Source organism: Microbacterium sp. SW12, from assembly GCF_055391095.1.
The window spans coordinates 1,462,545-1,486,423 of the sequence record NZ_AP024335.1 but is presented as its reverse complement, the minus strand read 5'-3'; the positions used below and the strand labels follow the sequence as shown (position 1 = coordinate 1,486,423).

Sequence of the window (23,879 nt, the reverse complement as noted above, 5' to 3'; positions counted from 1 at the left end):
GAAGCCGTGGGTAGGCTGACAGAGTGACGGACTCCTCGAAGCCTACCCTCCTGGTCGTCGACGGCCATTCGCTGGCCTTTCGGGCGTTTTTCGCCCTCCCCGTCGAGAACTTCACAACCAAAGACGGGCAGCACACCAACGGGATCTACGGTTTCCTGTCGATGTTCGTAAACCTGCTGAAAGCCGAAAAGCCCACGCACGTCGCCGTCGCCTTCGACACCTCGCGCCAGTCGTTCCGTACCCGTGAGTATGCGGAATACAAGGCCAATCGCGCCGAGACGCCCAAGGAGTTCCAGGGGCAGATCCCTCTGCTGCAGGACTGCCTGCGTGCCATGAACATCACGGTGCTCCAGCAAGAAGACATCGAAGCCGACGACATCCTCGCCACGCTCGCCACCCGCGGCGCCGAGGCCGGCTACACCGTGCTGGTCTGCTCAGGCGACCGCGACACGATCCAGCTCGTTGATGAGCGCATCACACTCCTCTACCCGAGCGTGCAGGGAGTGTCCCAGCTCAAGCGGTACGACCCCGAAGCCGTGCGCGAGCGTTACGGCGTCTCCCCTGAGCAATACCCTGACATCGCGGCTCTGGTCGGCGAGACCAGCGACAACCTTCCCGGCGTCCCGAAGGTGGGGGAGAAGACCGCGGTGAAGTGGCTCACCCAGTTCGGCACCCTCGACGAGCTGCTCGAGAACGCCGACCGTGTCACGGGAGTGGTGGGCAACAACCTGCGGGAGCACCTCGATGACGTCAAGCGCAACCGGGCGCTGAATCGGTTGTTGCGCGACGTCGAACTGCCGGTCGGCCCCGACGAGCTCGCTGTCACCGGCATGGACGCACAGGGCATTCGCGACATCTTCGCGCGCTTGGAGTTTCGTACCCTGCTGCCCCGAGTCTTCGATGCTTTGGGTGGCGAGGAACCCGCGGATTCGGCGCCGGCGGTGCAACTCCCCGCAGCCACAGAGGTGGACGCTGACGCTGTGGCTGCTTGGCTGGCAGGGGGCGAGGGCGAGGTCGCGGTCACCGTCGTTCCCGGCGCAGGTGCCGCGAGTTCCGCATCCCTCCCCGCCCGCCTCGGGTTCGCGCGCGAAAGCGACGTCGTCGAGACGAGCTGGACGAGCGAGTCCGCAGCGCGCCTCTCGGCATGGTTCTCGTCCGATAGCCCGAAGGTGTTCGCCGACGCCAAGCCGCAGATCAAGATGTTGCGCCGGGCGGGCATCACCGTGGGGGGAGTCGCGTTCGACACTGCGCTGGCCGGGTGGCTTCTTCGTCCGAGCTTCCCCGACAAAACACTCGGAGATCTCGTCGACCGATACCTGGGAGAAAAGCTCCCCGAGGCCGATCCGACGCAGCTGATTCCCGAGACCGAAGGGGCCACTCCCGGACAGCTGTCATGGTTCACGCTGCGAGTCGCAGACGCGCTGCGGGCTGAACTGCCGGACGACCTCGCCGGCGTGCTCCGCGAGATCGAGCTTCCGACGCTCGACGCACTCGTCGACATGGAGCTGGACGGGGTGGCGGTCTCGCACGAGACGCTCGCCGGGTTCTCGGCAGAACTCGGCACCCGCGCCGACGCGATTGCCGCCGAGGCGTTCGAGACGATCGGTCGCGAGGTGAACCTGGGTTCCCCGAAGCAGCTCCAAGAGGTGCTGTTCGAAGAACTCGGGCTCCCCAAGACGCGCAAGACCAAGACCGGGTATTCGACGGATGCCGCGGTCCTGGCCGATCTGCAAGAGACCAATCCGCATCCGTTCCTCGGTCTGCTTCTCCAACATCGCGAAGCGACGAAGCTCCGGCAGATCATCGAGTCGCTGGATGCCGCGATCGGCGCCGACGGTCGCATTCACACCACCTACGTGCAGACGGGAAGCCAGACGGGGCGCCTCTCGAGCACCGACCCCAACCTGCAGAACATTCCGATTCGGACCGAGGACAGTCGACGCATCCGTTCGGCCTTCGTCGTCGGTGACGGCTACGACACCCTCCTGACCGCTGACTACTCGCAGATCGAAATGCGCATCATGGCGCACCTGTCGGAGGACCCCGGGCTTATCGAGGCCTTCAACTCCGGTGAGGACCTGCACCGCTTCGTGGGCGCGCGCGTGTTCGGTGTGGACCCCGGCGATGTCACTCCACAGATGCGGACGAAGGTCAAGGCCATGTCGTACGGCCTCGTCTACGGCCTTTCAGCCTTCGGGCTGTCCAAGCAGCTTCGCATCGAACAGGCCGAGGCCAAACAGCTCATGATGGAGTACTTCGCGCGATTCGGTGCGGTGCGCGACTACCTCCGAGCGTCCGTCGAGAAGGCGCGGATCGACGGGTACACCGAGACGATTTTCGGCCGTCGTCGCCCCTTCCCTGACCTCACCAGCCCCAACCGGGTTCTGCGCGAGAACGCCGAGCGCGCTGCGCTCAATGCTCCCATCCAGGGCAGCGCTGCCGACATCATGAAGATCGCGCTGTTCCGCATCCACCAGGACCTCCGCGACAGCGATCTACGTTCGCGGGTGCTGCTGCAGATCCACGACGAACTCGTGGTCGAGGTCGCGCCGGGGGAGTGGGACCGGGCTGAAGAGATCGTCAGGCAGAGAATGGCTGACGCGGCGACACTCTCCGTACCGCTGGATGTCGAAGTCGGCCGCGGCGGCGACTGGAATCTTGCCGGGCACTGACCGCCTGTTCTGGCTAGGCTCGAACGCATGACTGAAGCTCCTCGATCTGCCACGCCCATCGACGCGATCGCAGATGCGTGGGTCGACACGCTCGCGGAGCGTGTCCCCACTCTCGCCACCTACATCGGTCGCTCTGAGCACAATGCACGCTACGGCGACTACTCGCCCGCCGGCGCTGACGCACTCGCCGTCGAAGCCCGCAAGACGCTTGCCGCGCTTCGCGCCGAAGAGCCTGTTGACGACATCGACAGAGTCACGAAAGCAGACCTCACCCGCGAGCTGGAACTCGACCTTGAGCTCCACGACGCCCAGTGGCATCTTCGCGACCTGAACGTGATCGCCTCGCCGCCGCAGGACATCCGCGCGGTCTTCGATCTCATGCCCACCGACACCGCCGACGAATGGTCGGTCATCGCGACGCGACTGGGAGCGGTGCCAGAGGCGGTGCGCGGCTACGTCGAAACGCTCCGCGCCGGCGTGTCGGCAGGGGTTGTCCCTGCACAGCGGCAGGTGCGCGAGGTCGTGACGCAGATCGGCCGGTACACGAGTGACCGTGGCTTCTTCGCGGAGTTCGCCGCTGAGGCAGCGCCCTCCGACGGGCAGCTTCCGGCATCCCTCGCGCGCGAATTGTCCGACGCAGCCGGTGCTGCCCGCGTGGCGTACGAGGAGCTCGCCGACGTGCTTGCCGGCGAGGTTGCGCCGGTCGCTCCGGAACAGGATGGCGTCGGCCGGGACCTGTACGCGCTGCATTCACGGCGCTTCCTCGGCGCGACCATCGACCTCGACGAAACCTACGAGTGGGGGATCGAAGAGCTCGCGCGCATGGTAGCCGAGCAGGAAGAGATCGCCGACGAGATCCTCACCGGAGCCAGCGTCGAAGAGGCTGTCGCGTTTCTCGAGAAGGATGCTGCGCGAAAACTCCACGGGACGGAAGCGCTGCAGAGATGGATGCAGCAGACGAGCGATCATGCCGTGGCGGAGCTCGGGGAGACGCACTTCGACATTCCCGAGCCGATCCGCACGCTCGAGTGCATGATCGCGCCCACCAAGGAGGGCGGGATCTATTACACCGGCCCGACCGACGACTTCTCACGCCCCGGGCGCATGTGGTGGTCAGTGCCCGAGGGTGTCGAGGAGTTCGACACGTGGCGGGAGCTGACGACCGTTTACCACGAGGGCGTTCCCGGTCACCACCTGCAGATCGCGCAGGCCGTCTACAACCGGGCACAGCTCAACTCGTGGCGGCGTCTGCTGGCCGGCACCTCGGGCCACGCCGAGGGGTGGGCGCTCTACGCCGAGAGACTCATGGAGCAGCTCGGCTACCTAGATGACCCCGCCGACCGGCTCGGCATGCTCGATGGCCAGCGGATGCGCGCGGCGCGCGTCGTGTTGGACATCGGTGTGCACCTCGGCAAGCCCCGCTTGGACGGCGACGGCGTGTGGGACCACGACTACGCTCTCGCCTTCATGCGCCGCAACGTGAACATGTCGGATGAGTTCATTCAGTTCGAGGTGAACCGCTACCTGGGCTGGCCGGGCCAAGCACCGTCCTACAAGGTCGGCCAGCGAATCTGGGAGCAACTGCGCGACACGGTTGCCGAGCAGCAGGGTGATGCTTTCGACATCAAGGCCTTCCACAAGCGCGCGCTCGACATCGGTGGCGTCGGGCTCGATACGCTGCGTGCGGCGTTGCTGACCTGAGGATCGGAATAGGGACCGGAATCGTATGGTTCTATGCAAGTGCATGGAAAGGATGCCGTCATGATTCAGTTCGGTCTCGATACCTTCGGTGATGTCACTGTTGATGAGAGCGGAGCGCCCCTCTCGGATGCACAGACGCTGCGAAATCTCGTCGAGCAGGCTGTCCTGGCCGACGAGCTCGGCATCTCGTTCATCGGGGTGGGGGAGCACCACCGCCCCGATTTTGCAGTGTCGAGCCCCGAGATGGTGCTCGCGGCCATCGCTGGCCGAACCCGCGACATCCATCTCGGCACTGCCGTGACCGTTCTGTCTTCAGACGATCCGGTGCGGGTCTACGAGCGGTTCGCGACCCTGGATGCCATCTCGAACGGGCGTGCCGAGGTGGTACTGGGCCGGGGTTCCTTCATCGAGTCTTTCCCCCTGTTCGGGTACGACCTGAAGGATTATGAGGCCCTCTTCGAGGAGAAGCTCGAACTGTTTTCTCTCTTGCGCCAGGAGCGCCCGGTCACGTGGTCGGGCACGACCCGCGCCGCGCTCACGAACGCGGACGTCTACCCGAAGACCGAGGGCTCCGGCCTCACGACCTGGGTTGGTGTCGGCGGATCACCGGAGTCCGTCGTCCGGACAGCGCGGTACGGCTTCGGCCTCATGCTCGCGATCATCGGCGGGCCGGCTGAGCGCTTCGCACCCTACGTCGAGCTCTTCCACCGGTCGCTGGCCTCCTTTGGGCACGATCGCAGGCCCGTCGGTGTCCACTCGCCGGGTCATATCGCCGATACCGATGAGCAGGCGTGGGAACAGGCCTACCCGCGTTCGAAGCGATGAATAACCGCATCGGAGCCGAACGTGGGTGGCCGCCCTATAGCCGCATGCGGTTTCAGCACGATGTCGGAGCCGGGGGAGCGGTCTATTCCGGATCTCCCGATCGGGTGGCACGCAAGATCGCCGACACTGTCTTGGCGCTCGGCATTGACCGGTTCGATCTGAAGTACTCGAACGGCACACTCGGGCACGACAAGCTGATGCGCTCGATCGAGCTGTACGGCACGAAGGTCATCCCGATGGCGCGCGAGATGATCGCAGAAGGCGCGGAGACACAGCGCGACGAAGCGACCGTAGGCTAGGGGAGTGCACGAGATCCGCTATGTCGCCATCGGTGACTCCTTTTCCGAAGGCGTCGGCGACGAGCTGCCTGATGGCACTGTGCGCGGATGGGCGGACCTCACCGCTCTCGGCTGGGCGAACGCGCTCGGCGCTCCGATTTCGTACGCGAACCTTGCTATCCGCGGCAAGCTTGCGTGGCCGATCGTCGAAGAGCAACTGGAGCCGGCGCTGGCTCTTCGACCGACGCACCTCTCGTTCAACGGCGGCGGCAACGACATGCTGCGGCCCCGCACGACGATCGCGAGCATCGCGGATGCTTTCAGCACCGTGCTGCGCCGGTGCGATGAGGAAAACGTTCGCCTGGTTCTCCTGTCGGGCGCGAATCCGTCCGCTCAGCTGCCGTTCCGTTCGCTCATCCAACGCCGGGGAGACGATCTCTCGCGCGCGGTCGTGGCCCGAATCGCCGACCGTCCCGATGTCGTCCGGGCTCTCAACTGGCCGGATCGCGAGTTATCGCATCCGTCGTTCTGGTCTGCGGACAGGCTGCACATGAACTCCCGCGGGCATCACCGGGTGGCTGCGCGCCTCCTTGGCGCCCTGGGTCATCCCGCACCAGGGGAGTGGTGGTCGATGCCCGAGCAGTCCACCGCCGACGCCGTTCGAGGATTGGCCTACTATCGCGCGCACGTCGGTCCGTGGGTTCGTCGACGGCTGACGGGCACGTCATCGGGTGATGGCCGGGTACCGAAGTTCGGAGATTGGGTGACGATCGAGCCCGAAGCGGCGTGAGCTGGTCTATCGTGGGGCACAAGGGGGTGGCGATGATGACGTTCTGGAACCGGGTGACTCGCCTCTTTGTCCGTAAGCCCGTCTCGTTCTCCGAGGCGAAAGAGGGCCGCGAAGCGCAGGAAGCTGTTGAGCGAGCGCGTGCCGCGGCTCAGCATCAGTTCCAAGACAGAACCGTGCGCAACAGCGGCTGGTTCATGTGACTCCGCCCGGATGCGGCCATATGCCACATCCGGAATCTAGTGTCAAGGCGCTTCCGGCCGTGCGGTGCGTCCACCAAGGTGTCGGATGCGGCTTCTGCCGCACTGACGAAAGGGACGCTCCATGAGTATTGGTACCGGAATCGTGCTGTTCGTGATCGGCGCGATCTTGGCTTTCGCCGTAAACGTCGAGGTCGAGTGGATCAACCTTGACCTCGTCGGCTACATCCTGATGGGCGCCGGTGTTCTCGTGTTCCTGTTCGGGATCATTCTGTTGGCGCGGCGCCGCCAGACCGAAACTGTGACTCGGTCGAGCGTCGACCCCGCAACGCAGGAGCGCGTGGATCGCCGCAGCACGAGCACGACCGACGACGGCGCGGGCCTCTGATCCTGGGGAGCTGCGCGACAGGCTCCTAGAGGGTTAGCGCCCGATCAGCTCCGCGGGGTGCGTCAGTCGCCACCAGTCAGTGGGAGGGGCAATTGACTCGGTCACGATGAGGTCGGCGCTCTCCGTGTGAGGACCGGCGGTCCAGACGATCTGACCGACGACGTCGCCCGTCGCGAACTCCGTCGGGTCAGCCATGGTGACCTCCACGGAAATCGGTGTGTCGGACCAGGTGAAGATATCGACGTCGCGGGAGACAACGACCTCGGTGGTTCCACCCCACGGTGCCGTGACCGTGCCGATGTGGTCACCCGCGAGTGCGACCGGAACATCGTGGAAGCCGCGACGGATGCTGTCGATCATGCGGAGCACATCCGCGTTGACAGACTCCCGTGTCGCACCACCCTGGATTGCGCCTGTGACATCGAGGTGCATGCCTTCGATGTCCATACCGGCTGTGAACAGGAATGCATAGGTGCCGTACCCGAGGTTTCCGGTCTTCATACCCGTGACGCCGTCGACGCCCAGCAACGCGTTCGTGTTCTGCAGGGACCCGGGCCCGGGGATCGTGAGCGACGGTGTTCCCACGATCGCAGCGATCGTCGGGTTTGCAGCCGCAAGTTTGGCGATCGCGACCAGATCCGTCGGCGTGCTCACATTCTCGGAGTCCAGGCCTGTCGGCTCGACCACCGTGGTGCCCGCCAGACCATGCGCCTGGAGCCAGTCGCGTGCCGCCGCACGGAACCCGGAGATCGAGCCGAAGGCCCACCTGCTGATCGCCTCGGCGTAGTTGCTCGCTGAGGGAATCAGCATCGTGGCCAGGGCGTCGTGCAGCGACATCCTGGTCCCCGTCGGCATCGCCGCGATCGTTGCGCCACGCACGTAGTACTGGTCGTAGAGGTCGTGGTCAGCCTTTGAGAAGGTGATCGTCGGGCCGGGATCGGATGCGTCGGCTAGCGGGTACTTCTCAAGCACCACGAGGGCGGTGATGATCTTGCTGATGCTCGCCATGACCTGGGGATCCTGCGGACCGGATGTCTGCCAGATTCCGCTCGCGCCGTCGCCGAGGTAGATGTCTGCACCTGAGACGCTCAGCGCGGCAGCACCGAATGATGGGACTGAAATCTGGGCCGCGATGGGCGTTTCGACGGTCGGTGTCTGCCACTCCAGCGTCGCGGCAGGCAGGGGCGCGTTCAGCGCCCACGCGACGTAGCCGCCCGTAACCACGAGCGAGAGAACCATGACGATTCCGATGATCAGCCCGGCGATCTTCAGCCCACGCGACGATCCGGAGGTGACGACGAACGCATCGTCCTCCGGGTCGGGAGTCATCAGGTCGGTGATCGTCACCTGATCGTCGCCGTCCGGGGGAGTAGCGGTCATGACTCCGCCCCTCTGAACTCTTCAGAGTGCGGGCGCCACGCACGGCTCACCGAAACGAAACAACCCCGCATCCGACACGCCCCTCCGCGTCATGCACCACACCCGATAGGTCGAGGCTAACCCCGCGAAAGCCGAATCACGAACCTGTGCCGCCGTTCGATCTCGAGCGGGCACCGCACTGTCTGTCCAGGGCTGGAAGCACCTCCATGCACTACGGCAGGGTGTCGGCCCTGCGATTCCCGTGAACTCGATTCGCGAAATCGGACAATACTGAGTGTGACTACCTCTGACGGCGAGCTGATCCGGCGGTCCATCGAGCAGCCAGAGGCGTTCGCCGCGCTGTATGACAGACACGAGCGCGTCATCTACCGCTACGCAGCCCGACGTCTAGGAGCGTCCGAGGCCGATGACATTGCCTCGGAGACATTTCTCGTCGCTTTCGCGCGCCGGCGAGACTTCACGGGCAGCGACGATGCGCGGTCGTGGTTGCTTGGCATCGCCACTACTCTGATGCGCCGCTTCGCGCGAACAGAAGCGCGCGCGTGGCGGGGAATGCTCGCGTCGGACCTGGCACGCACCGACATCGACCAGATTGAGGCCGCTGACTCCCGGCTCGATGCCAATCGTCTCGCGCGCCGACTCGGTAAAGCACTGGTTCGATTACCCCCCGGCGACCGCGATGTCCTCCTGCTGCAGACATTCGGCGATCTCGACTACGAAGGCATCAGCCGAGCGTTGAGCATCCCGGTCGGCACCGTCCGTTCACGACTGAACCGCGCGCGACGCAAGCTGCGCGCTGCGATCGAACCGTTTTCACGCCAAGAGAAGGAACAGAGCCATGGACGAAATCTCGCTCCTGCGCCGAGCACGGACTGACGTACCCGAACGCACTCCAGAGGGGGTTGCTGAGGGCCGCGCGGCGCTGTTTGCTCAGATCGAGGCGGAAACGCCGTACGCGTTATCTACAACTGTGGGGGATGAAACATCTTTCGCGCCGATGGCGGCACCGGTGCGCCGCCGACGAGGGCGCTCCGCTGTATGGATGAGATTCTCCGTCCTCGGCGCCGGCGCGCTGACGATCGCACTCATCGGCGGCAACCTCCTGGGACTCGGCAGTTGGCGTGGCGGCGCCGATTCAGCAGCCGCAGCCGTGCTCAACGCCGCGGCCATCGCCGCCCTCGAAGCGACTGATCCTCAGCTCACGCCAGGCCAATACCTTCGCGTGCGCAACGACGCCGTCTACGTGACACAAACATGGCTGCAAGAGGACGTGGATGCTGCCCGCGTCAACGGGGTGGCGGACCTCAGTTCGGTGCACGCTCAGTTCTACTTGCGACGAGAGCTGCTGGAAATGTTCCAGCCTGCGGATCGGAACGACACTTGGTGGCTAATCCAGTGCCGGGGGAGCGTGGCGCAAACCTTCGGCGCAGATTCAGAGCGGGCCGCGCAGCAGGACCCCTCAAACCGAGAGGGGCCGACAGGAAACCTCATTGAGCTGCCGGGCGGGAACCTCGAGTACGAACTACCAGACGGGCAGATCGAGGTCAGCACCTGGTTGGGCGGATACTTGACGCCGAGTGGGCTAAGCAAAGACTTCTCGCAGCTTCCGCTGGAACCGGGCGAGCTGCTCGCCGAGATCTACCGCTTCACAGACGGGCAAGGTCCCTCCCGCGACGGAGAAGCCCTCGTATGGATCGCAGACACCCTCCGATACGGTGCGGTGCCCGCGGAGTACCGCGCCGCTATGTACAAAGCGGCCGCGCTGATCCCCGGCGTCTACATCACAGACGAGCAAGCGACCCTCGACGGGACTATGGGCACTGCCATTGGTCGAGACGAGAGCAACAACGCTTTCCGCCAAGAGATCATCATCGATCCCGCAACAGGGCAGTTCATCGGCGAGCGGCTCGTCGCTCTGGAGGGATTCGGCGTTACCGACGTTGATCCTGGTCTGCCCGCTGGCACGGTTGTGGGATGGACCGCTGTGACGACGGAGATCGTCGACGCAGCACCGACCGATGTGTCCGTCTGCGGCGCCAATCAAGGGTAGTCCAGTGCTCGAGGCGTCCAGCCCACGGCCCGTTGTTCCGTCAGACCTCACACTTCCCGCCACCTACCAGGTCGAGCTTACGTGGCTCGTGTCGCATACGAATAGAAGTGACGAGCGCTGAGTGCGGGGAGTGATCCAGTGCCGCGAGCTCGAGCGCACTGACATAATGTGCATTATCGGATACTGCTCTCGGGATCGACTGTACGGGGCCGTCCGTCGTCGTGAACGCCGTCTGGTTAGGCTCGACGGATGCTGCGACGAAACCTGACGTGGACAATCGGTGGCAGCGCACTCATCCTCTCCGGAGTGCTTGTCATGATGCGCGAGATCGCGCTGGGTTCCTCACTGACTCCCGCGCTTGCTGTGATCGCCGAACTCACGTGGAGCGTTGGCGTGACAGTGTTCGCAGTGGGACGCACGCGATACGAAAGCGTCGTAGCGCGCAGGCCGTTGGGCCTCGTCGCGATCCTGATCCTCGCCTGGTGGCAGGTCGCCGCCCGCATCGTCTTCGACGCGCTGACGCCGAGCGGCGGCTTCGCTACTCCAGATTCGGTTCCGCCGACGTACGTCGTCTTCGGCTACCTCCATCTGCTGATGCCGCTCGCCGCCGGCATCATCGCAACCGTCCAGATCGCGCGGACCCGCATCGTTCCGTCTCCGTGGCGGTGGGCGCCGCTCTGGGTGCTCGGTCTGAGCGTCCTTGTGGGCGTCATCACCCAGGCCATGTTCGCGACCCTCGCACTCCCGCAGCAGGCGCTGGCCGACGTCGCGACACTCCTCGGCGCACTATCGAACCTTGCCAGCACGATCGGACTCGGTGTTCTCGCACTCGTCCTCAGCGAGCGCGGCCGCGCCTCAAGTGTCCAGATCTTTCGTTCCGGTCAGTCCTGACGCGGCCGCGTGACTGGTGCTCGCGAACGGCGGCGGTAGCGTGGAACGATGCGAGCTCCGGACCTTTCGTGCTGAACGCCGCCACCGGGTTCGCGGTTATCGGCCTCGCGATCGCCGTCGGATACGTGATCGGCCGGATCAACCTCCTCGGCCCGCAAGCCGGCCCGGTTCTGGGACGACTGGTGTTTTTCGTCCTCTCCCCCGTGCTGCTGTTTGTGGTCCTCTCCGAAGCCGATATCGCAACCCTGTTTTCGGCACTTCTCCCGGTCTCGGCGATCACGGCGATCATCGTCATCGGCCTCTACGCAACGATCTCCCGCCTGTTGTGGCGACGGCCCGTGGGAGACACGCTCATCGGCGCGCTCGCGGCCGGTCAGGTGAACTCCAACAACATCGGGATCCCCCTGTCGCTCTATCTCCTGGGATCGGCCGCGTTCCCGGCACCCGTCATCTTGTTCCAACTGCTTGTCCTCGTACCGATCTCGATGGCGATCCTCGAAAGCGTCACCGCGCAGACTCGGAACTTCGGAAAGATCGCGCTACGCACTGTGACGAACCCGGTCGTGATCGGATCGGTGGCCGGAACGATCGTGGCGGCGACGGGGCTTCAGCTCCCGTCACTCGTCACGGAGCCTTTACACTTCCTCGCCGCAGCATGCGTCCCGGTGCTCCTTCTGAGCTACGGGATGTCTCTCCATGGCCAGCGGGTTCTCGCCGCCGGCGGTCACCGCCGCGAGGTGATCCTGGCTACCGCGTTCAAGCTGATACTGATGCCGGTGCTGGCCTGGGTGCTTGCGAGCATCGTGTTCAGATTGCCGGCGCCCGAAACGCTCACCGTGGTCGTCCTGGCAAGCCTCCCGACCGCACAGAATGTCTTCAACTTCGCTCAGCGCTTCGGCGTCGCGGAAACCGTCGCGCGCGACACTGTCTTCCTCACAACAATCGGGTGCATCCCGGTGCTGATCGGCGCGCTCGTCCTTTTCGGGTGATCTCGGGCCGACATGCCCCTCCCACTCCCCCGAAGTCCGGCCGGAAGAACGCTACGCTGAGAACGCAAGCTCTCAGCTAACTCCCAGAAAGGGAACGCCATGTCAACCGAAAGCTCCGTCGCCAAGGAGGCCATCAACGGCGTCCGCACGGCGCTCGGCATCGCCGGTGTCCTCTCGCTCATCGTCGGAATCCTGATCCTCGTCTGGCCGGGCCGCACGGCCATGGTCGTGACCGCGATCATCGCCATCTACGCCATCGTCGGCGGACTGGTCTACGGCGGCCTCGGCATTTTCTCGAAGTCGATGGGTGGATGGTCTCGCGTTGGCCACATCATCCTCGGCGTCGTGTTCATCGCCGCTGGTATCTTCGCCTTCTTCAACCTCGCAGCCACAACCGGCTGGTTCGCCGTCTTCCTCGGCATCCTGGTCGGCATCATGTGGATCGTCGAAGGTGTCGTCTCCCTGACCACGCTGGGTGACGCAGCATCCAAGGGCTGGACGATCTTCTTCGCGATCATCAGCATCGTCGCCGGTGTCGTGCTGCTGTTCTCGCCGCTGTGGGGCGCGGTCGTGCTCTGGTGGCTGCTCGGGATCTCTCTCGTCGTGCTCGGCATCATCCAGATCGTGCGCGCGTTCACGTTCGGTAAGAAGAGCGTCTGACAAGACACATCACAGAAGAAGGCTCCGGGGGATTTCCCGGGGCCTTCTGCTGTGAATGGATGCAGTGCGGACTACTCCCCCACAAAAGAGCTCGTGTCGCCGACGAGCCGCGTGTTGTCCGCGGGGATCGGGTCCACAGCGGCCTGTGCGACCTCGGCAGCGAACTCCGAAACGTTGTAGAGCTTGCCGGCTGATTCGCGACGCGACGCGATAGCTCCGGGGTTCGCACGCTCCAGCAACGTTGCGGTGATGGTTCCTTCGATCATGTCGCCGGAGACGACGACGAACCCGATGCCGCGTTCGAGGAGCGCGGGCACCCGCTCGCGAAGCGCATCCTCGCCGGCACGCTTGGACAGCGCGACCGGCTCATATTCGGGCATGGTCGGGGTCGTTCGGATGAAGTGCGCCTGGTGGCTGGTCACGAAGACCACCCGTGCGTCGCCCCGAAGAAGCGGCACTGCCGTCTCAAGCACGCTGACCTGAGCGTCTCGGTTCAGCAGCAGGGCGTAATCTTCCGCCATTCCTGATTCCATGCCACCGGATGCGTTCAGGACGAGGATGTCCAGGCCTCCGAAGGCCTCCTCGACGGCAGCGAACATTGCCGCGACCGACTCTGGATCGGTGAGGTCCGCTCCCACGACGAGAGCGTCGACACCCAGCTCCCGCACCTCAGCGGCAAGCTTCTCAGCGCGGGGAGCCTTGTTGCGGAAGTTGATGACGACGTTGGCCCCCGCGGCTGCGAGATAGCGGACGGTGTCGGCACCGATTCCGCGCGACGAGCCGGTCACCAGTGCGGTCTTGCCGCGCAGGGTTCCGGGGGCGATCGGGGTGGAAATGTCGGTCACTGTTGCTCCTGTTGCACGGTGGCGCATCGGCCGGGGGCGGCACCGGAATGGCGCGCGTACCGACCCTACCAACCGGTCCGCTGCGCGCCCTGCGTTGATAGGGTCAGTCCAAGAGGAAGGAGACTCGGATGTTGCCCGATCTCACGCAGTATCTGTGGATCCTCTGGCTCGCTCTGGCAGTCCTGTTCGTGATCATCGAACTGCTCACCCTTGAGTTCACATTCCTCATGCTCGCCGCCGGAACTCTCATCGGGGGCCTGGGAACGAACTTGCTGGGCGGCCCGTGGTGGCTGCAAATCGGCCTCGCCGCGATCGCATCAGCGCTTCTCCTGTTCACGATTCGCCCACTCCTGCTGCGGGCGCTGCATCGAAGTTCGCCCGTCGTCCTCACGAACGTCGATGCACTCGTCGGGATGCCGGCGCGCGTGACCCGCGCGTTCGTGCAGGGTGCGGGTGAGGTGAAGCTCGACAACGGCGAGACGTGGACGGCACGACTGAGCGCGGGCGTCACGGATGCCGAGGCGAGCGTTGGACAGTCCGTCAGCGTCATTGCAGTGCGAGGCGCCGCCGTCGAAGTAGCTCCGGAGCCCCGGCCATCGACAGAAAGGACCGTGGAACATGATTGACATCGGCGCGTTCGCGGGACAGATCTTTGTCATCGTCCTGCTGCTTGTCATTGCGATCTTCGTGGTCGTGGTGATCTTCCGATCGATCCGGATCATTCCGCAGGCCACAGCCGGCGTCGTAGAGCGCCTCGGCCGCTATCACAAGACCCTCTCCCCCGGCTTGAACCTCCTCGTCCCGTTCATCGACCGCGTTCGGCCGTTGATCGACATGCGCGAGCAGGTCGTCTCGTTCCCCCCGCAGCCGGTCATCACGGAAGACAACCTCGTCGTCTCGATCGACACGGTCGTCTACTTCCAGGTGACTGACGCCCGTGCGGCCACTTACGAGATCGCGAACTATCTGGGCGCAGTCGAGCAGCTCACGACGACGACGTTGCGAAACGTCGTCGGTGGCTTGAACCTCGAGGAGGCACTGACCAGTCGCGACGAAATCAACACGAAGCTGCGGGTCGTTCTGGACGAAGCGACGGGCAAGTGGGGAATCCGAGTGTCGCGGGTGGAGTTGAAGGCCATCGATCCCCCGGTGTCCATCCAGGACTCCATGGAGAAGCAGATGCGCGCCGAGCGAGACCGTCGTGCGGCGATCCTCACCGCAGAGGGCACGAAGCAGTCGGCCATCCTGCAGGCTGAGGGCGCACGTCAGGCCGAGATCCTGCGCGCCGAGGGCGAAAAGCAGGGCCAGATCCTGCGTGCGCAGGGTGAAGCTGAGGCGATTGCCACGGTGTTCAACGCCATCCACGAGGGCAATCCGGATGACAAGCTGCTCGCCTACCAGTACCTGCAGACGCTTCCGAAGATCAGCGACAGCGCGTCGAGCAAGCTCTGGATCATTCCGAGCGAGTTCACCGAGGCACTCAAGGGTGTGTCCGGTGCGTTCGGGGCGCGGGAGGCCGCAAAGTCTGCACCTGACGAGCAGGCGTGACCCACCCGTACTTCGTCGACGCGCCATACCCGCGCGTCCTTGCGCACCGGGGGCTGACGGTTGACGAAGCGATTGCGGAGAACTCCTACGCATCGGTTGCCGCGGCGAAGCGCGCTGGCGCGACCTACGTCGAGTCCGACTGTCATCTCACCCGGGACGGCGAGGTCGTGCTGTTCCATGACGCGGATCTTCGTCGGGTGACGGGCGATCCTCGACGTGTCGTTGACGTCGAGCTTTCAGAGTTGACTGACTTGATGGCAGATCGCGGCGGACTGATCACGTTGCGCACCGCGCTCGAGGACTTCCCGACCGTGAGGTTCAACCTCGACGTGAAGGCGCCCGGCGCTGCTGACGCCGTCGGCATGCTCGTGGCCGGTCATGGTGAGCGCGTGCTCCTGACGAGTTTTGCGGACACCCGCCGCCGCGCAGCCGTAGCATCCGCAGCTCGTCACGCACCCACCGGCGCGGCGGCACCTGCAACATCGGCGGGTCGCGAGACCATCGCCCGGCTGCTCTGGGGCCTCGTCGCGCGGTCGCCGCGGCTGGTCGCATCCTCGCTCGCGGGCATCGACGCACTGCAGGTCCCGGAGCGTCAGGGACCGGTGCGGGTGGTGACGCCACGGCTGCTTGAAGCCGCTCACCGTCACGGGGTCGAAGTCCACGTATGGACAGTGAACGATCCCGCAGACATGAGCCGGCTTGTCGGCATGGGCGTCGACGGCATCGTCACAGATCGCGTAGACGTCGCGCTCACGACTCTCGGACCCGCGCTGGGCCACCCCTGATTCGGCGGCGCTGACGGCGCCGCACCCCAGGTCGGCGTTGCGCCTATTCCTCCCCCGCTGAAGATCGGCTGAGAATGCTCTCATCTGCGGGTCGGCATGGATGATCTGCCCAGCTGAGAGCGTTATACCTGAACAGCGACGAGAGGACCACACAATGGCAGACCGCAGCCTCCGCGGCATGCGACTCGGCGCCTCCAGCCTACAGAGCGAGGACGGCGTCGTATTTCATGAGCGGGCACAATTCACCTACTCCTGCACGTCTTGTGGACGTGACACCACCATGACCTTCGCGGCAGACGCCGAGGTCCCCGAGACCTGGGAATGCCGCACCTGCGGCGCCGAGGCTTTGCTGCGGGTCGACGGCGAGACCGTCACCGTCGACCACGGCGACGTCAAAGCCCCCCGCTCGCACTGGGACATGCTTCTCGAGCGTCGCACGATCCCGGAGCTCGAGGAGCTGCTCGAAGAGCGCCTCGCCTTCGTTCGCTCACGCCGAGGCGCCGGCGACGACGTCACGGTCGACAAGCTCAGCGCCTGACAGACGCCCACCGCGACGGCTTACGAAGCGGTGCAACAAACGGGACCGGTCCGATCACGGATCGGTCCCGTTTCATGTCCGGCGGCGGCTCGCGACGACTCCGCTGGCGATCAGACCGGCAATGCTAAGAATCGCGATCGCCATGCCCAGTGAGCCGCCGATCACGATGCTCGGGGTCAGGCCGGTCCGCAGCGGAACGTCGGTGAGCATCGCTCCGGCCTCATCGGCGGGAAGAGAATCGATCGTCGCACCGTCGGGGCCGATCACCTGGCTCGTGCCGACTGTCGAGATGTTCACGACCGAACGACCGGTCTCGATAGCGCGCGTGCGCGCGAAAGCGAGTTGCTGCAGGTTCTCGTCGGTGTTGCGGAAGTCGGCGTTGTTGGTCTGGAACATGTAGACCTCGGCGCCGTCTCGCGCGCCTTCATGGATGACGTCGTCATAGATCACGTCGAAACAGATAGCGAGCCCCACCCCGGTGCCATCGATATCGACGTACGGCGGATTGGATCCTGGTGTGTACTCCCGGCCGATGAGCCCGATCAGATCGGGAACGATCATCTCGTAGAACCACCGGTCGGGCACGTACTCGCCGAAGGGAACCGGGTGAGTCTTGTCGTGATACTGCACGGCGCCCTCCCCCGCTTCCCACAGCATCGAGGTGTTGTAGGTCAGGTCGCCCCGCGTTGTTGCGGCGTTGACAAGAAGCGGAGCATCCGCCGCCTCCGACAGTCCGTCCAGAACCGCCGCAGTCGTCGCGTTGGTCATCGGATCCGAGTCGATCCCGCCTTCGGGCCACAGCAGCACATCCATGTCCTGACCGATCAGGTCAGTGGATGCCGACAGCTGCGCGTTCAGGATGTCGTTTCGCTGTCGCGCGTCAAAGTATCCGGAGGGACCGTTGCCCTGCACACTTCCCACGGTCATCGTGCCCGCCGGGGTGGTCGGGAACTGCGGCGTGACGAGCAGGGCGATCCCCAGCCCTGCGACCGGCAGCGCCGTGCGCACATCCGACCACTGGCGCAGTCGCAGCCACTCGATGGTCCCGGCGGTGAAGGCGACCATCAGGAACGACAGGCCCGTCACGCCGATCCACGAGGTCAGGTGTGAAAGGGGGCTCTCGGATTGACTCATCCCGATCCGCGCCCACGGGAACCCTGTGTAGGGCCAGGATCCGGTCACGAGTTCCCGCAGTGTCCACAGCCCGGCTATCAGCAGCGGTGTCAGGACGAGCTGAGCCCACCGACCGGGGGCTGCTCTCGGCATCCACCGGTATGCCAACGCGATGAGCACGGAGCCGAGCGCGACGTAGATGGTGGCCGCGACCGCCAGGGCGAACCACGGGATGACGCCGAGGTAGCGGTTCAGCCACACGATGTGGACGAGATAGAACGTGATCCCGAAGATGAACCCGACCAGCAGCGCGCCCCAGGCGCTGCGCCCAATGAGCGCCACAAGCGAGAGTCCGACACCGACGAAAGCCAACGGCCACCAGCCCACCGACGGGTACGCCAGATCGAGGATGAGCCCGGCAGCAACTGCCACCAATACCGCAGCCCACAAGGGCAACAGCGCACGGACACCGGTGGTACGGCTCTGCGTGGCGCTCGACGGTTCGGGCATGAGGACCAGCCTACATTCGGACGGCTATGGTGCGGCTGAAGGTTCGGCGATCACACCGACGAGTACGCCACGATCCCGCGACGAACACCATCGAGCGCCCGCCGCGCGACCGTGGCAAGGCTGGGTTCGGCCACAAGCGACATCTGGTCGAGAAGGTCGATCGTCTGCTTGGCCCACCGGACGAAGTCGCCGGCGGCAAGGTCTGCCTCGCGAAGCACGCGATCCAGCGGCATCCCCTTTGCCCACGAGTGCATCGCGAGCGCGAGTCCCGCTGCCGGCGGCTCCGACCCGGGCAGCCGCGAGTCGCGTTCGAGATCGTCCAGGCGTTGCCAGAGGTCGAGGGTCTGCGCGAGAGCCTCGCGGAACGCGCCGCGGGGAAGCGCCCGCTCCCCCGGTTCGTCCCGGCGCGGCTCGTAGACCAGAGCACAGGCCAGGGCGGCCAACGACGGCGCGTCCAGCGAGTCCCACAGGCCCAGGCGCAGTGACTCGGCCACGAGCAAGTCACGCTCTCCGTAGATCCGGCGCATTGTGCGACCAGCGGCCGTGAGCGTCGCCGCTCCGTCTGCATCCACGCGCACGTAATCAAGAGAGGCCAGAACATCCACGATGCGGTCAAAGACCCGCGCGACGGTTCCCGTGCGCGCGTCGATCTGGCCACGGAGTCGTTCGACGGTGCGGTTCAGCTTCCAGTACCGCTCTGCCCAGCGGGCGTGATGCTCACGGTCGGGGCACTGGTGGCACGGATGCCGCTGCATGCGCCTCCGCAGCTCACTGATCTCGCGCTGGCGCTTGTCGCGCGTCTGGCGCGAAGCATTGGCGTCCTTGCGATTCAGCTTCTCGAGATCACTCAGCTCGCGACGGATGCCGGAGTATTCGGCGAAGTCGCCCTTGTCGCAGCTCATCGCCTTGGCGTAGCCCGCGAGCGACTCTTCGGCATCCTTCACCTGCCGGGCAAGGCCGACGACAGCGCGGTCGGCCTGGAACTGGGCGAACGAGGACTCCAGGATCTCGCGCGCCCGTGCTCTGCCGAACTGGTCGATGAGGTTGACCGCCATGTTGTAGGTCGGCCGGAAGCTGGAGTTCAGCGGATACGTGCGGCGGGATGCCAGTGCTGCCACGGCCTGCGGGTCGAGTCCTTCGGTCCACTGGACGACGGCGTGGCCTTCGACATCGATCCCCCGGCGTCCAGCTCGACCGGTCAGCTGTGTGTACTCGCCCGAGGTGATCGCGACCCGCGCTTCGCCGTTGAACTTCTCGAGCTTCTCGAGCACGACAGTTCTCGCCGGCATGTTGATCCCCAGCGCGAGGGTCTCGGTGGCGAACACGACCTTCACGAGCTTGCGCTGGAAGAGCTCTTCGACGACCTCTTTGAACGCCGGCAGAAGACCCGCATGATGCGCAGCGACTCCCCGCTCAAGGTTCTCGCGCCATTCCCAGAATCCGAGGACAGCCAGATCCTCCTCGAGCAGGGTTCGGGTGCGCTCCTCGACGATCGCCCGGATCTCCGCCCGCTCCTCGGGTGTCGTGAAGCGGGCTCCGGACCGGCGAACCTGCTGCACCGCGGCATCGCAGTCGGCGCGGCTGAAGATGAAGAAGATGGCGGGGAGCAGATTCGATCGCGCGAGGAGTTCGATCACCTCGGGGCGATCGAGCCGTTCGATCCGTTGTGCATTCGCCGATCTCACCGGCCGCTGACCGCCCTTGTGGGGGCGGCGATGCTGGCCGTCACGGCCGCGACTTCCTGACATTGCGGCACTGCGGCCAGCCTGAGCGCGCCGATTGTTCTCGTAGGTCGGGCCCTTGAACGAGCGGATGCGCATGAGCTCTTGGTTCACCTGCGCCGTCGCGATGCCGGCGCGATCGTCGAACAGTGGCAGGAGGTCGCCGCGCACCAGAACATGCTGTTCGAGCGGAACCGGTCGCGTCTCAGACACGATGACGTCAGTGTCTCCGCGCACGGTGTCGAGCCAATCACCGAACTCTTCGGCGTTCGAGACCGTCGCCGACAGCGAAACGAGACGCACCGCCGGCGGCAGATGGATGATGACCTCCTCCCACACTGCACCGCGGAACCTGTCGGCGAGGTAATGGACTTCGTCCATGACGACATAGCGCAGGTCGCGGAGCGCCGGTGAGCCCGCGTACAGCATGTTGCGCAACACCTCGGTCGTCATCACGACGACGCGAGCATTTCCGTTGATGTTGGTGTCTCCGGTGAGAAGCCCCACATCATCGGGCCCATAGACATCGACGAGTTCGCGGAACTTCTGGTTCGACAGCGCCTTCATCGGCGTCGTGTAGAACGCCTTGTCGGAGGGCTCCCGCATCGCCAGATGAATCGCGAACTCGCCGACAATGGTCTTTCCCGCCCCCGTGGGCGCAGCGACGAGCACGCTTCGCCCCGACTCGAGCGCGTGGCATCCGGCGATCTGAAACGGATCGAGATCGAAACGCTGATCGTCGGCGAACGCCGCCGTGACCGGATACGCACGGGCTGCTTCGGCCCGCGCAAATCGCTCCGCTGGGCTTGGAGCACTCACCCCGTCGCCTCAGGCGGCAGCAGGGCTGCGTCGCGCTTGGATTTGCGTCGGTCGAACAGTAGCGACACACCGGCTGCCGCGAAGAAGAGCACGACGAGGATGCCTGCCAACATCAGCATTGACACGGCGTCAGCTGCGGGTGTTGCAACCGCCGCGAAGAGGGTAGCCACCAGCACTGCAACCCGCCACCCTTTGAGAATGCCGCGGCCCGAGATCACCCCCGCGACGTTCAAAGCAACGAGGAAGACGGGTAGGACGAAAGAAACCCCGACCACAAGGAGGAACTTGAAGACGAAGTCGTAGTAGTACGTTGCGTCGTAGAACAGGGAAGTCTGGTCTGGAGCAAAGGTCGCCATGATCTCGACGACGTGCGGGAGCACGAGCCACCCCACGGTAGTCCCCGCGAAGAACAGCGGAACAGCTGCCCCGACGAACCCCGCCGTGTAGCCGACTTCTTTCCTTGTGAGTCCCGGCATGATGAATGCCCAGATCTGCCACAGCCAGACCGGTGCAGAGATCAGAAGACCGGTCGCGAAAGCGATTCGGATGCGGAGATCGAACGGACCGGTGATCGTCGTGAACATCACCTCGACCTTGTCGGTCTCGCCACGCATGGCCGCCACATCTGCGATCGGAATCGTAATCAGCCGGATGATCGGATCGGTGATGATGAACGCCACCACCATGCCGACGACGAGCGCGAGGGCAGCGATCATGAGCCGCTTGCGCAACTCGATCAGATGTTGCCCGAGAGACATCCTCCGGTCACGGCGCGGCCGGTCGGGCTCTCCTACCTCCGGCAGGGAACTGGTCGCCACGCGGCCGGGTCAGGCTGTGGAATCTCGGCCGCTGGATGACGCGGCCTGCGACGAGCCAGCAGAACCCGTCGAGGACGAGTCAGCGGCTTCGGACGCTGCGACGTCGGGCTTCGCGGCATCCTTGGAGTCGTCGTCCTTCATGGCCTTCATCTCGCCCTTGAAGACACGGGCGGACTGGCCGAGGCTCTTTGCCAGCGCGGGCAGCTTCGCCGCGCCGAACAGCAACAGGATCACCGCGAGAATGATCAGCAGGTGCGGCCACCCGAATGCGTTCCCCATGGGGTCTCCTCACGATTGCGGTTTCTGCAGTCTACCCCGGTGCCGCTCACCGGTACCGGAACCTGGCCTGAGAACCATCCATATCCCTGTTTTGGTCTTCTTATGTCTGCTCGGGGTACTGGGCGAGGCCCGCCTCAGCCCACTCCCGCGCCGCTTCGCGGGCGCCTGTCGGCGCGAGAATCCGCACGTCTCCCCCGCGACGTGCTGCAAGTCGTCGCAGGCTCAGCACATCAGCCACCCGCATCCGTGCGGTGCTCACCCCCGCCGTGGTAGTGACGGTCGCTCGATCGAGGTAGTCACCCAAGAGTGGGGCGACGGATGCCGGGAACTCGAAGGTCACGTTCACGTCGCCCGCTGCATCGTCGCCGGTGTCGGCGAACCAGCCGGGTACGGTTTCTTGCCCGTGCGTGATCGGGATGTCGGTCAGGGCGAGATCGCTCACGCGGTCAAGGTGGAAGGTCCGCATCGCCTCTCGCAGATGGCACCAGCCCTGGAGATACCACTGCCCTTGGGCTATCAGAACCTTGACGGGATCGACCGTGCGTGTCGTCGGTGACCCTTCGGGAGTCTTGTAGGTGAAGCTCACAGCGACCCGACGACCGAGAGCGTCGGCTACGAGACGGCGAACCGCATCGACCGGCTCCGATGCAACGACGACGGCAGCAGGTGCGCGAGACGCGCCGCGCGCGAGTTTCGCCAGCAGCCCGGTATACAACTGCGAATCCCCCACGCCGGGGATCGTGGCCGCAAGCTGCAGTCCCGCCAGCAGAGCAGCAGCTTCGCGGGCGGTCAGTCGTGGCGCCCGCTCGAGACCCACGGAGTTCGTGATCGCGATGAGGTCCCGCTCGTCCAGCAGGTCCCAGTCGATGTCGAAGAGCTCGTTCGCCATCTGCCAATAGCCGGAGTCTCCGGGCAGCCCGATGACGGTAAGGCCGCGCACCATGGTGCGCATCTGCTCCGCGGTGACGTCGAACTCGTCTGCAGCCTCGGCCACTGACACCTCGCCCTTGGAGATGAGGTATGGCACCAACTGCAGGAGCAGTGCTGCGCGGTCGGTCGCGATCGACGAGCCGCTCATCCGTTCCCTCCGTTGTGCGCATCCCGAGTAGAGCGAAGCCGCCGAATGACCTCTGCTTTGACGTCATCCGGTTCGACGACACGGACTTCCGGACCGTACGATGCCAGCTCGTCGGCGAAGACGTGAAGATCCACGTACGGCACCCACCAGCCTTGCGCCGCAGGTTCCGCGCGACGCGAGAGGCGCAACCACGCCTCGGTCCCGGGGTCGATCTCCACCAGTGCCCTCTGCCGCTGTGCGAGCTCGCGCAGCCCGTCGAGCGCGCGGGCACCCGCACCCTCGCGCAGCGCGGGGTCTCCGACGGTTCGACTGATCACGACGTCATCGACGATGCGCGTGAGAAGGAAGGTGCGAGGCGCGTCCAGGTCGAGATCCAGACCGTATACGTGCCACCGAGCCTCGAACTCGACGAGCGCGAGCGGCTGCAGCCGCCGCACTCGCGGCGCAGCGCTTCCGGGCCGCATATATCGGAAGCTCACGATTCGCGAGTCCTCGATCGCCCGCTGCAGGGGCGCAAACGACGGTTCGCGCAGACTGATCCGCGGCGAGTATCCGAGGATCGGATCCTCGACCGGAATGCCGAGCGCGCGAATCTTGCGTAGGCCGCTGCGCGCATCCGCCGACAGAGAGCTTTCGCTCCACACGCCTCCGGCCAGGTTCAGCAGAGCGAGCTCGGCCGGCGTGAACTCGATATCGGCAGGCAGCTCGTACTCGGCGGTCGGTACGCGGTAGCGAGCCTCGCGAAGATCGTCGGGATCGGCACGGTCACCGATCGTCTCGATCGGGACACCGAGTCCACGAAGGCTCTCTTTATCGCGCTCGAACATCTTCTCGAGCGCGTCCTTCGACGTGCCGGCTTCCGACTGCTCGCGGTAGCCCGACACCGACGACAGAATCGTGTCCTTCGTGAGGCCCTGCTCGGTCGCCATCAGGGCGACCACGAGGTTGACAAGCCGCTCCTCGGGCGGGATGCGCACAGTGGACTTCGAGGGCACGCCCCTCAT

At 65.1% G+C, this 23,879-nt stretch carries 22 protein-coding genes and 1 pseudogene; 15 read left to right on the top strand and 8 right to left on the bottom strand.

Features of this window, described 5'->3' with window-relative positions:
• Nucleotides 1-23: 23 nt before the first annotated feature.
• From polA to MICSW_RS07465, 6 genes and pseudogenes are all read left to right on the top strand, one after another.
• Nucleotides 24-2,672, top strand: a complete 2,649-nt coding sequence (gene polA / locus MICSW_RS07490; RefSeq protein WP_347424793.1) for a DNA polymerase I — start codon at nt 24-26, stop codon at nt 2,670-2,672.
• 27 nt (nt 2,673-2,699) lie between these two features.
• Entirely contained in the window at nt 2,700-4,373 is a 1,674-nt protein-coding gene (locus tag MICSW_RS07485; protein ID WP_292732688.1) for a DUF885 domain-containing protein, read from the top strand.
• Between the two features lie 60 nt (nt 4,374-4,433).
• A pseudogene (locus MICSW_RS07480) lies at nt 4,434-5,497 on the top strand (LLM class flavin-dependent oxidoreductase).
• A gap of 4 nt (nt 5,498-5,501) precedes the next feature.
• On the top strand, nt 5,502-6,266 hold the full coding sequence (locus MICSW_RS07475) for an SGNH/GDSL hydrolase family protein (RefSeq protein WP_464498201.1): 765 nt from the start codon (nt 5,502-5,504) through the stop codon (nt 6,264-6,266).
• A 32-nt stretch (nt 6,267-6,298) separates the two neighbouring features.
• Nucleotides 6,299-6,466, top strand: a complete 168-nt coding sequence (locus tag MICSW_RS07470) for a hypothetical protein (protein WP_464498199.1) — start codon at nt 6,299-6,301, stop codon at nt 6,464-6,466.
• Between the two features lie 121 nt (nt 6,467-6,587).
• Nucleotides 6,588-6,851: a DUF6458 family protein gene (locus tag MICSW_RS07465; protein ID WP_228178693.1), complete on the top strand. Its 264-nt coding sequence runs from the start codon at nt 6,588-6,590 to the stop codon at nt 6,849-6,851.
• 33 nt (nt 6,852-6,884) lie between these two features.
• Here the strand turns inward: MICSW_RS07465 and MICSW_RS07460 are convergent, their stop codons facing one another.
• A complete protein-coding gene (locus MICSW_RS07460; RefSeq protein WP_464498196.1) occupies nt 6,885-8,231 on the bottom strand; it encodes a D-alanyl-D-alanine carboxypeptidase family protein in 1,347 nt (448 codons plus the stop codon).
• Nucleotides 8,232-8,507: 276 nt separating this feature from the next.
• Between MICSW_RS07460 and MICSW_RS07455 the strand changes: the two genes are divergently transcribed.
• The 5 genes from MICSW_RS07455 (at nt 8,508) to MICSW_RS07435 (ending at nt 12,821) form a co-directional block, all read left to right on the top strand.
• The gene (locus MICSW_RS07455) at nt 8,508-9,107 is read left to right on the top strand and encodes an RNA polymerase sigma factor (RefSeq protein ID WP_464498194.1); all 600 of its coding nucleotides are present in this window, start codon (nt 8,508-8,510) and stop codon (nt 9,105-9,107) included.
• Between the two features lie 166 nt (nt 9,108-9,273).
• Complete coding sequence (locus MICSW_RS07450; protein WP_464498192.1) at nt 9,274-10,281, top strand: hypothetical protein; 1,008 nt, start codon at nt 9,274-9,276, stop codon at nt 10,279-10,281.
• Nucleotides 10,282-10,530: 249 nt separating this feature from the next.
• Complete coding sequence (locus MICSW_RS07445; protein WP_464498190.1) at nt 10,531-11,172, top strand: hypothetical protein; 642 nt, start codon at nt 10,531-10,533, stop codon at nt 11,170-11,172.
• 68 nt (nt 11,173-11,240) lie between these two features.
• The gene (locus MICSW_RS07440) at nt 11,241-12,161 is read left to right on the top strand and encodes an AEC family transporter (protein WP_464498187.1); all 921 of its coding nucleotides are present in this window, start codon (nt 11,241-11,243) and stop codon (nt 12,159-12,161) included.
• 99 nt (nt 12,162-12,260) lie between these two features.
• Nucleotides 12,261-12,821 carry an HdeD family acid-resistance protein gene (locus MICSW_RS07435; RefSeq protein WP_464498184.1) on the top strand — a complete coding sequence of 187 codons (561 nt, stop codon included), beginning with the start codon at nt 12,261-12,263 and terminating at the stop codon, nt 12,819-12,821.
• A gap of 71 nt (nt 12,822-12,892) precedes the next feature.
• Here MICSW_RS07435 and MICSW_RS07430 read toward each other — a convergent pair whose 3' ends face one another.
• Nucleotides 12,893-13,693: an SDR family oxidoreductase gene (locus MICSW_RS07430; protein ID WP_375237044.1), complete on the bottom strand. Its 801-nt coding sequence runs from the start codon at nt 13,691-13,693 to the stop codon at nt 12,893-12,895.
• 101 nt (nt 13,694-13,794) lie between these two features.
• Here MICSW_RS07430 and MICSW_RS07425 point away from each other — a divergent pair, with 101 nt between their 5' ends.
• The 4 genes from MICSW_RS07425 to MICSW_RS07410 all read left to right on the top strand — a co-directional run bounded on the left by MICSW_RS07425 (nt 13,795) and on the right by MICSW_RS07410 (nt 16,537).
• Nucleotides 13,795-14,292 (top strand): NfeD family protein, encoded by a 498-nt coding sequence (locus MICSW_RS07425; RefSeq protein WP_292726002.1) that lies wholly within the window; start codon nt 13,795-13,797, stop codon nt 14,290-14,292.
• On the top strand, nt 14,285-15,214 hold the full coding sequence (locus MICSW_RS07420; RefSeq protein WP_292726001.1) for an SPFH domain-containing protein: 930 nt from the start codon (nt 14,285-14,287) through the stop codon (nt 15,212-15,214). Before MICSW_RS07425 ends, MICSW_RS07420 begins: the two co-directional genes overlap by 8 nt.
• Nucleotides 15,211-15,999, top strand: a complete 789-nt coding sequence (locus MICSW_RS07415) for a glycerophosphodiester phosphodiesterase family protein (RefSeq protein WP_464498180.1) — start codon at nt 15,211-15,213, stop codon at nt 15,997-15,999. Before MICSW_RS07420 ends, MICSW_RS07415 begins: the two co-directional genes overlap by 4 nt.
• Before the next feature lie 154 nt (nt 16,000-16,153).
• The gene (locus MICSW_RS07410; RefSeq protein WP_292710486.1) at nt 16,154-16,537 is read left to right on the top strand and encodes an RNA polymerase-binding protein RbpA; all 384 of its coding nucleotides are present in this window, start codon (nt 16,154-16,156) and stop codon (nt 16,535-16,537) included.
• Between the two features lie 72 nt (nt 16,538-16,609).
• Here MICSW_RS07410 and lnt read toward each other — a convergent pair whose 3' ends face one another.
• From lnt to MICSW_RS07380, 6 genes are all read right to left on the bottom strand, one after another.
• Nucleotides 16,610-18,160: an apolipoprotein N-acyltransferase gene (gene lnt, locus MICSW_RS07405; RefSeq protein WP_292732669.1), complete on the bottom strand. Its 1,551-nt coding sequence runs from the start codon at nt 18,158-18,160 to the stop codon at nt 16,610-16,612.
• A 50-nt stretch (nt 18,161-18,210) separates the two neighbouring features.
• Nucleotides 18,211-20,700, bottom strand: a complete 2,490-nt coding sequence (locus MICSW_RS07400) for a DEAD/DEAH box helicase (protein ID WP_464498177.1) — start codon at nt 20,698-20,700, stop codon at nt 18,211-18,213.
• Nucleotides 20,697-21,458: a twin-arginine translocase subunit TatC gene (gene tatC / locus MICSW_RS07395; protein WP_228179075.1), complete on the bottom strand. Its 762-nt coding sequence runs from the start codon at nt 21,456-21,458 to the stop codon at nt 20,697-20,699. Before tatC ends, MICSW_RS07400 begins: the two co-directional genes overlap by 4 nt.
• Nucleotides 21,459-21,527: 69 nt before the next feature.
• The gene (tatA, locus tag MICSW_RS07390) at nt 21,528-21,797 is read right to left on the bottom strand and encodes a Sec-independent protein translocase subunit TatA (protein ID WP_228179074.1); all 270 of its coding nucleotides are present in this window, start codon (nt 21,795-21,797) and stop codon (nt 21,528-21,530) included.
• A 100-nt stretch (nt 21,798-21,897) separates the two neighbouring features.
• Nucleotides 21,898-22,875 carry a helix-turn-helix transcriptional regulator gene (locus MICSW_RS07385; RefSeq protein WP_228179073.1) on the bottom strand — a complete coding sequence of 326 codons (978 nt, stop codon included), beginning with the start codon at nt 22,873-22,875 and terminating at the stop codon, nt 21,898-21,900.
• Nucleotides 22,872-23,804 (bottom strand): helix-turn-helix transcriptional regulator, encoded by a 933-nt coding sequence (locus MICSW_RS07380; protein ID WP_267189816.1) that lies wholly within the window; start codon nt 23,802-23,804, stop codon nt 22,872-22,874. Before MICSW_RS07380 ends, MICSW_RS07385 begins: the two co-directional genes overlap by 4 nt.
• Nucleotides 23,805-23,879 lie beyond the last annotated feature (75 nt).

Excerpts from the sequence above, each read along its gene's own strand:
- MICSW_RS07485 (WP_292732688.1), top strand. The coding sequence starts at position 2,700 with ATGACTGAAGCTCCTCGATCTGCCACGCCCATCGACGCGATCGCAGAT.
- MICSW_RS07445 (WP_464498190.1), top strand. The coding sequence starts at position 10,531 with ATGCTGCGACGAAACCTGACGTGGACAATCGGTGGCAGCGCACTCATC.
- MICSW_RS07450 (WP_464498192.1), top strand. The coding sequence starts at position 9,274 with ATGAGATTCTCCGTCCTCGGCGCCGGCGCGCTGACGATCGCACTCATC.
- tatC (WP_228179075.1), bottom strand. The coding sequence starts at position 21,458 with ATGTCTCTCGGGCAACATCTGATCGAGTTGCGCAAGCGGCTCATGATC.
- MICSW_RS07420 (WP_292726001.1), top strand. The coding sequence starts at position 14,285 with ATGATTGACATCGGCGCGTTCGCGGGACAGATCTTTGTCATCGTCCTG.
- lnt (WP_292732669.1), bottom strand. The coding sequence starts at position 18,160 with ATGCCCGAACCGTCGAGCGCCACGCAGAGCCGTACCACCGGTGTCCGT.
- MICSW_RS07430 (WP_375237044.1), bottom strand. The coding sequence starts at position 13,693 with ATGCGCCACCGTGCAACAGGAGCAACAGTGACCGACATTTCCACCCCG.
- MICSW_RS07465 (WP_228178693.1), top strand. The coding sequence starts at position 6,588 with ATGAGTATTGGTACCGGAATCGTGCTGTTCGTGATCGGCGCGATCTTG.
- MICSW_RS07385 (WP_228179073.1), bottom strand. The coding sequence starts at position 22,875 with ATGAGCGGCTCGTCGATCGCGACCGACCGCGCAGCACTGCTCCTGCAG.
- MICSW_RS07460 (WP_464498196.1), bottom strand. The coding sequence starts at position 8,231 with ATGACCGCTACTCCCCCGGACGGCGACGATCAGGTGACGATCACCGAC.
- tatA (WP_228179074.1), bottom strand. The coding sequence starts at position 21,797 with ATGGGGAACGCATTCGGGTGGCCGCACCTGCTGATCATTCTCGCGGTG.
- MICSW_RS07470 (WP_464498199.1), top strand. The coding sequence starts at position 6,299 with ATGATGACGTTCTGGAACCGGGTGACTCGCCTCTTTGTCCGTAAGCCC.
- MICSW_RS07380 (WP_267189816.1), bottom strand. The coding sequence starts at position 23,804 with ATGGCGACCGAGCAGGGCCTCACGAAGGACACGATTCTGTCGTCGGTG.
- MICSW_RS07410 (WP_292710486.1), top strand. The coding sequence starts at position 16,154 with ATGGCAGACCGCAGCCTCCGCGGCATGCGACTCGGCGCCTCCAGCCTA.
- MICSW_RS07425 (WP_292726002.1), top strand. The coding sequence starts at position 13,795 with ATGTTGCCCGATCTCACGCAGTATCTGTGGATCCTCTGGCTCGCTCTG.
- MICSW_RS07435 (WP_464498184.1), top strand. The coding sequence starts at position 12,261 with ATGTCAACCGAAAGCTCCGTCGCCAAGGAGGCCATCAACGGCGTCCGC.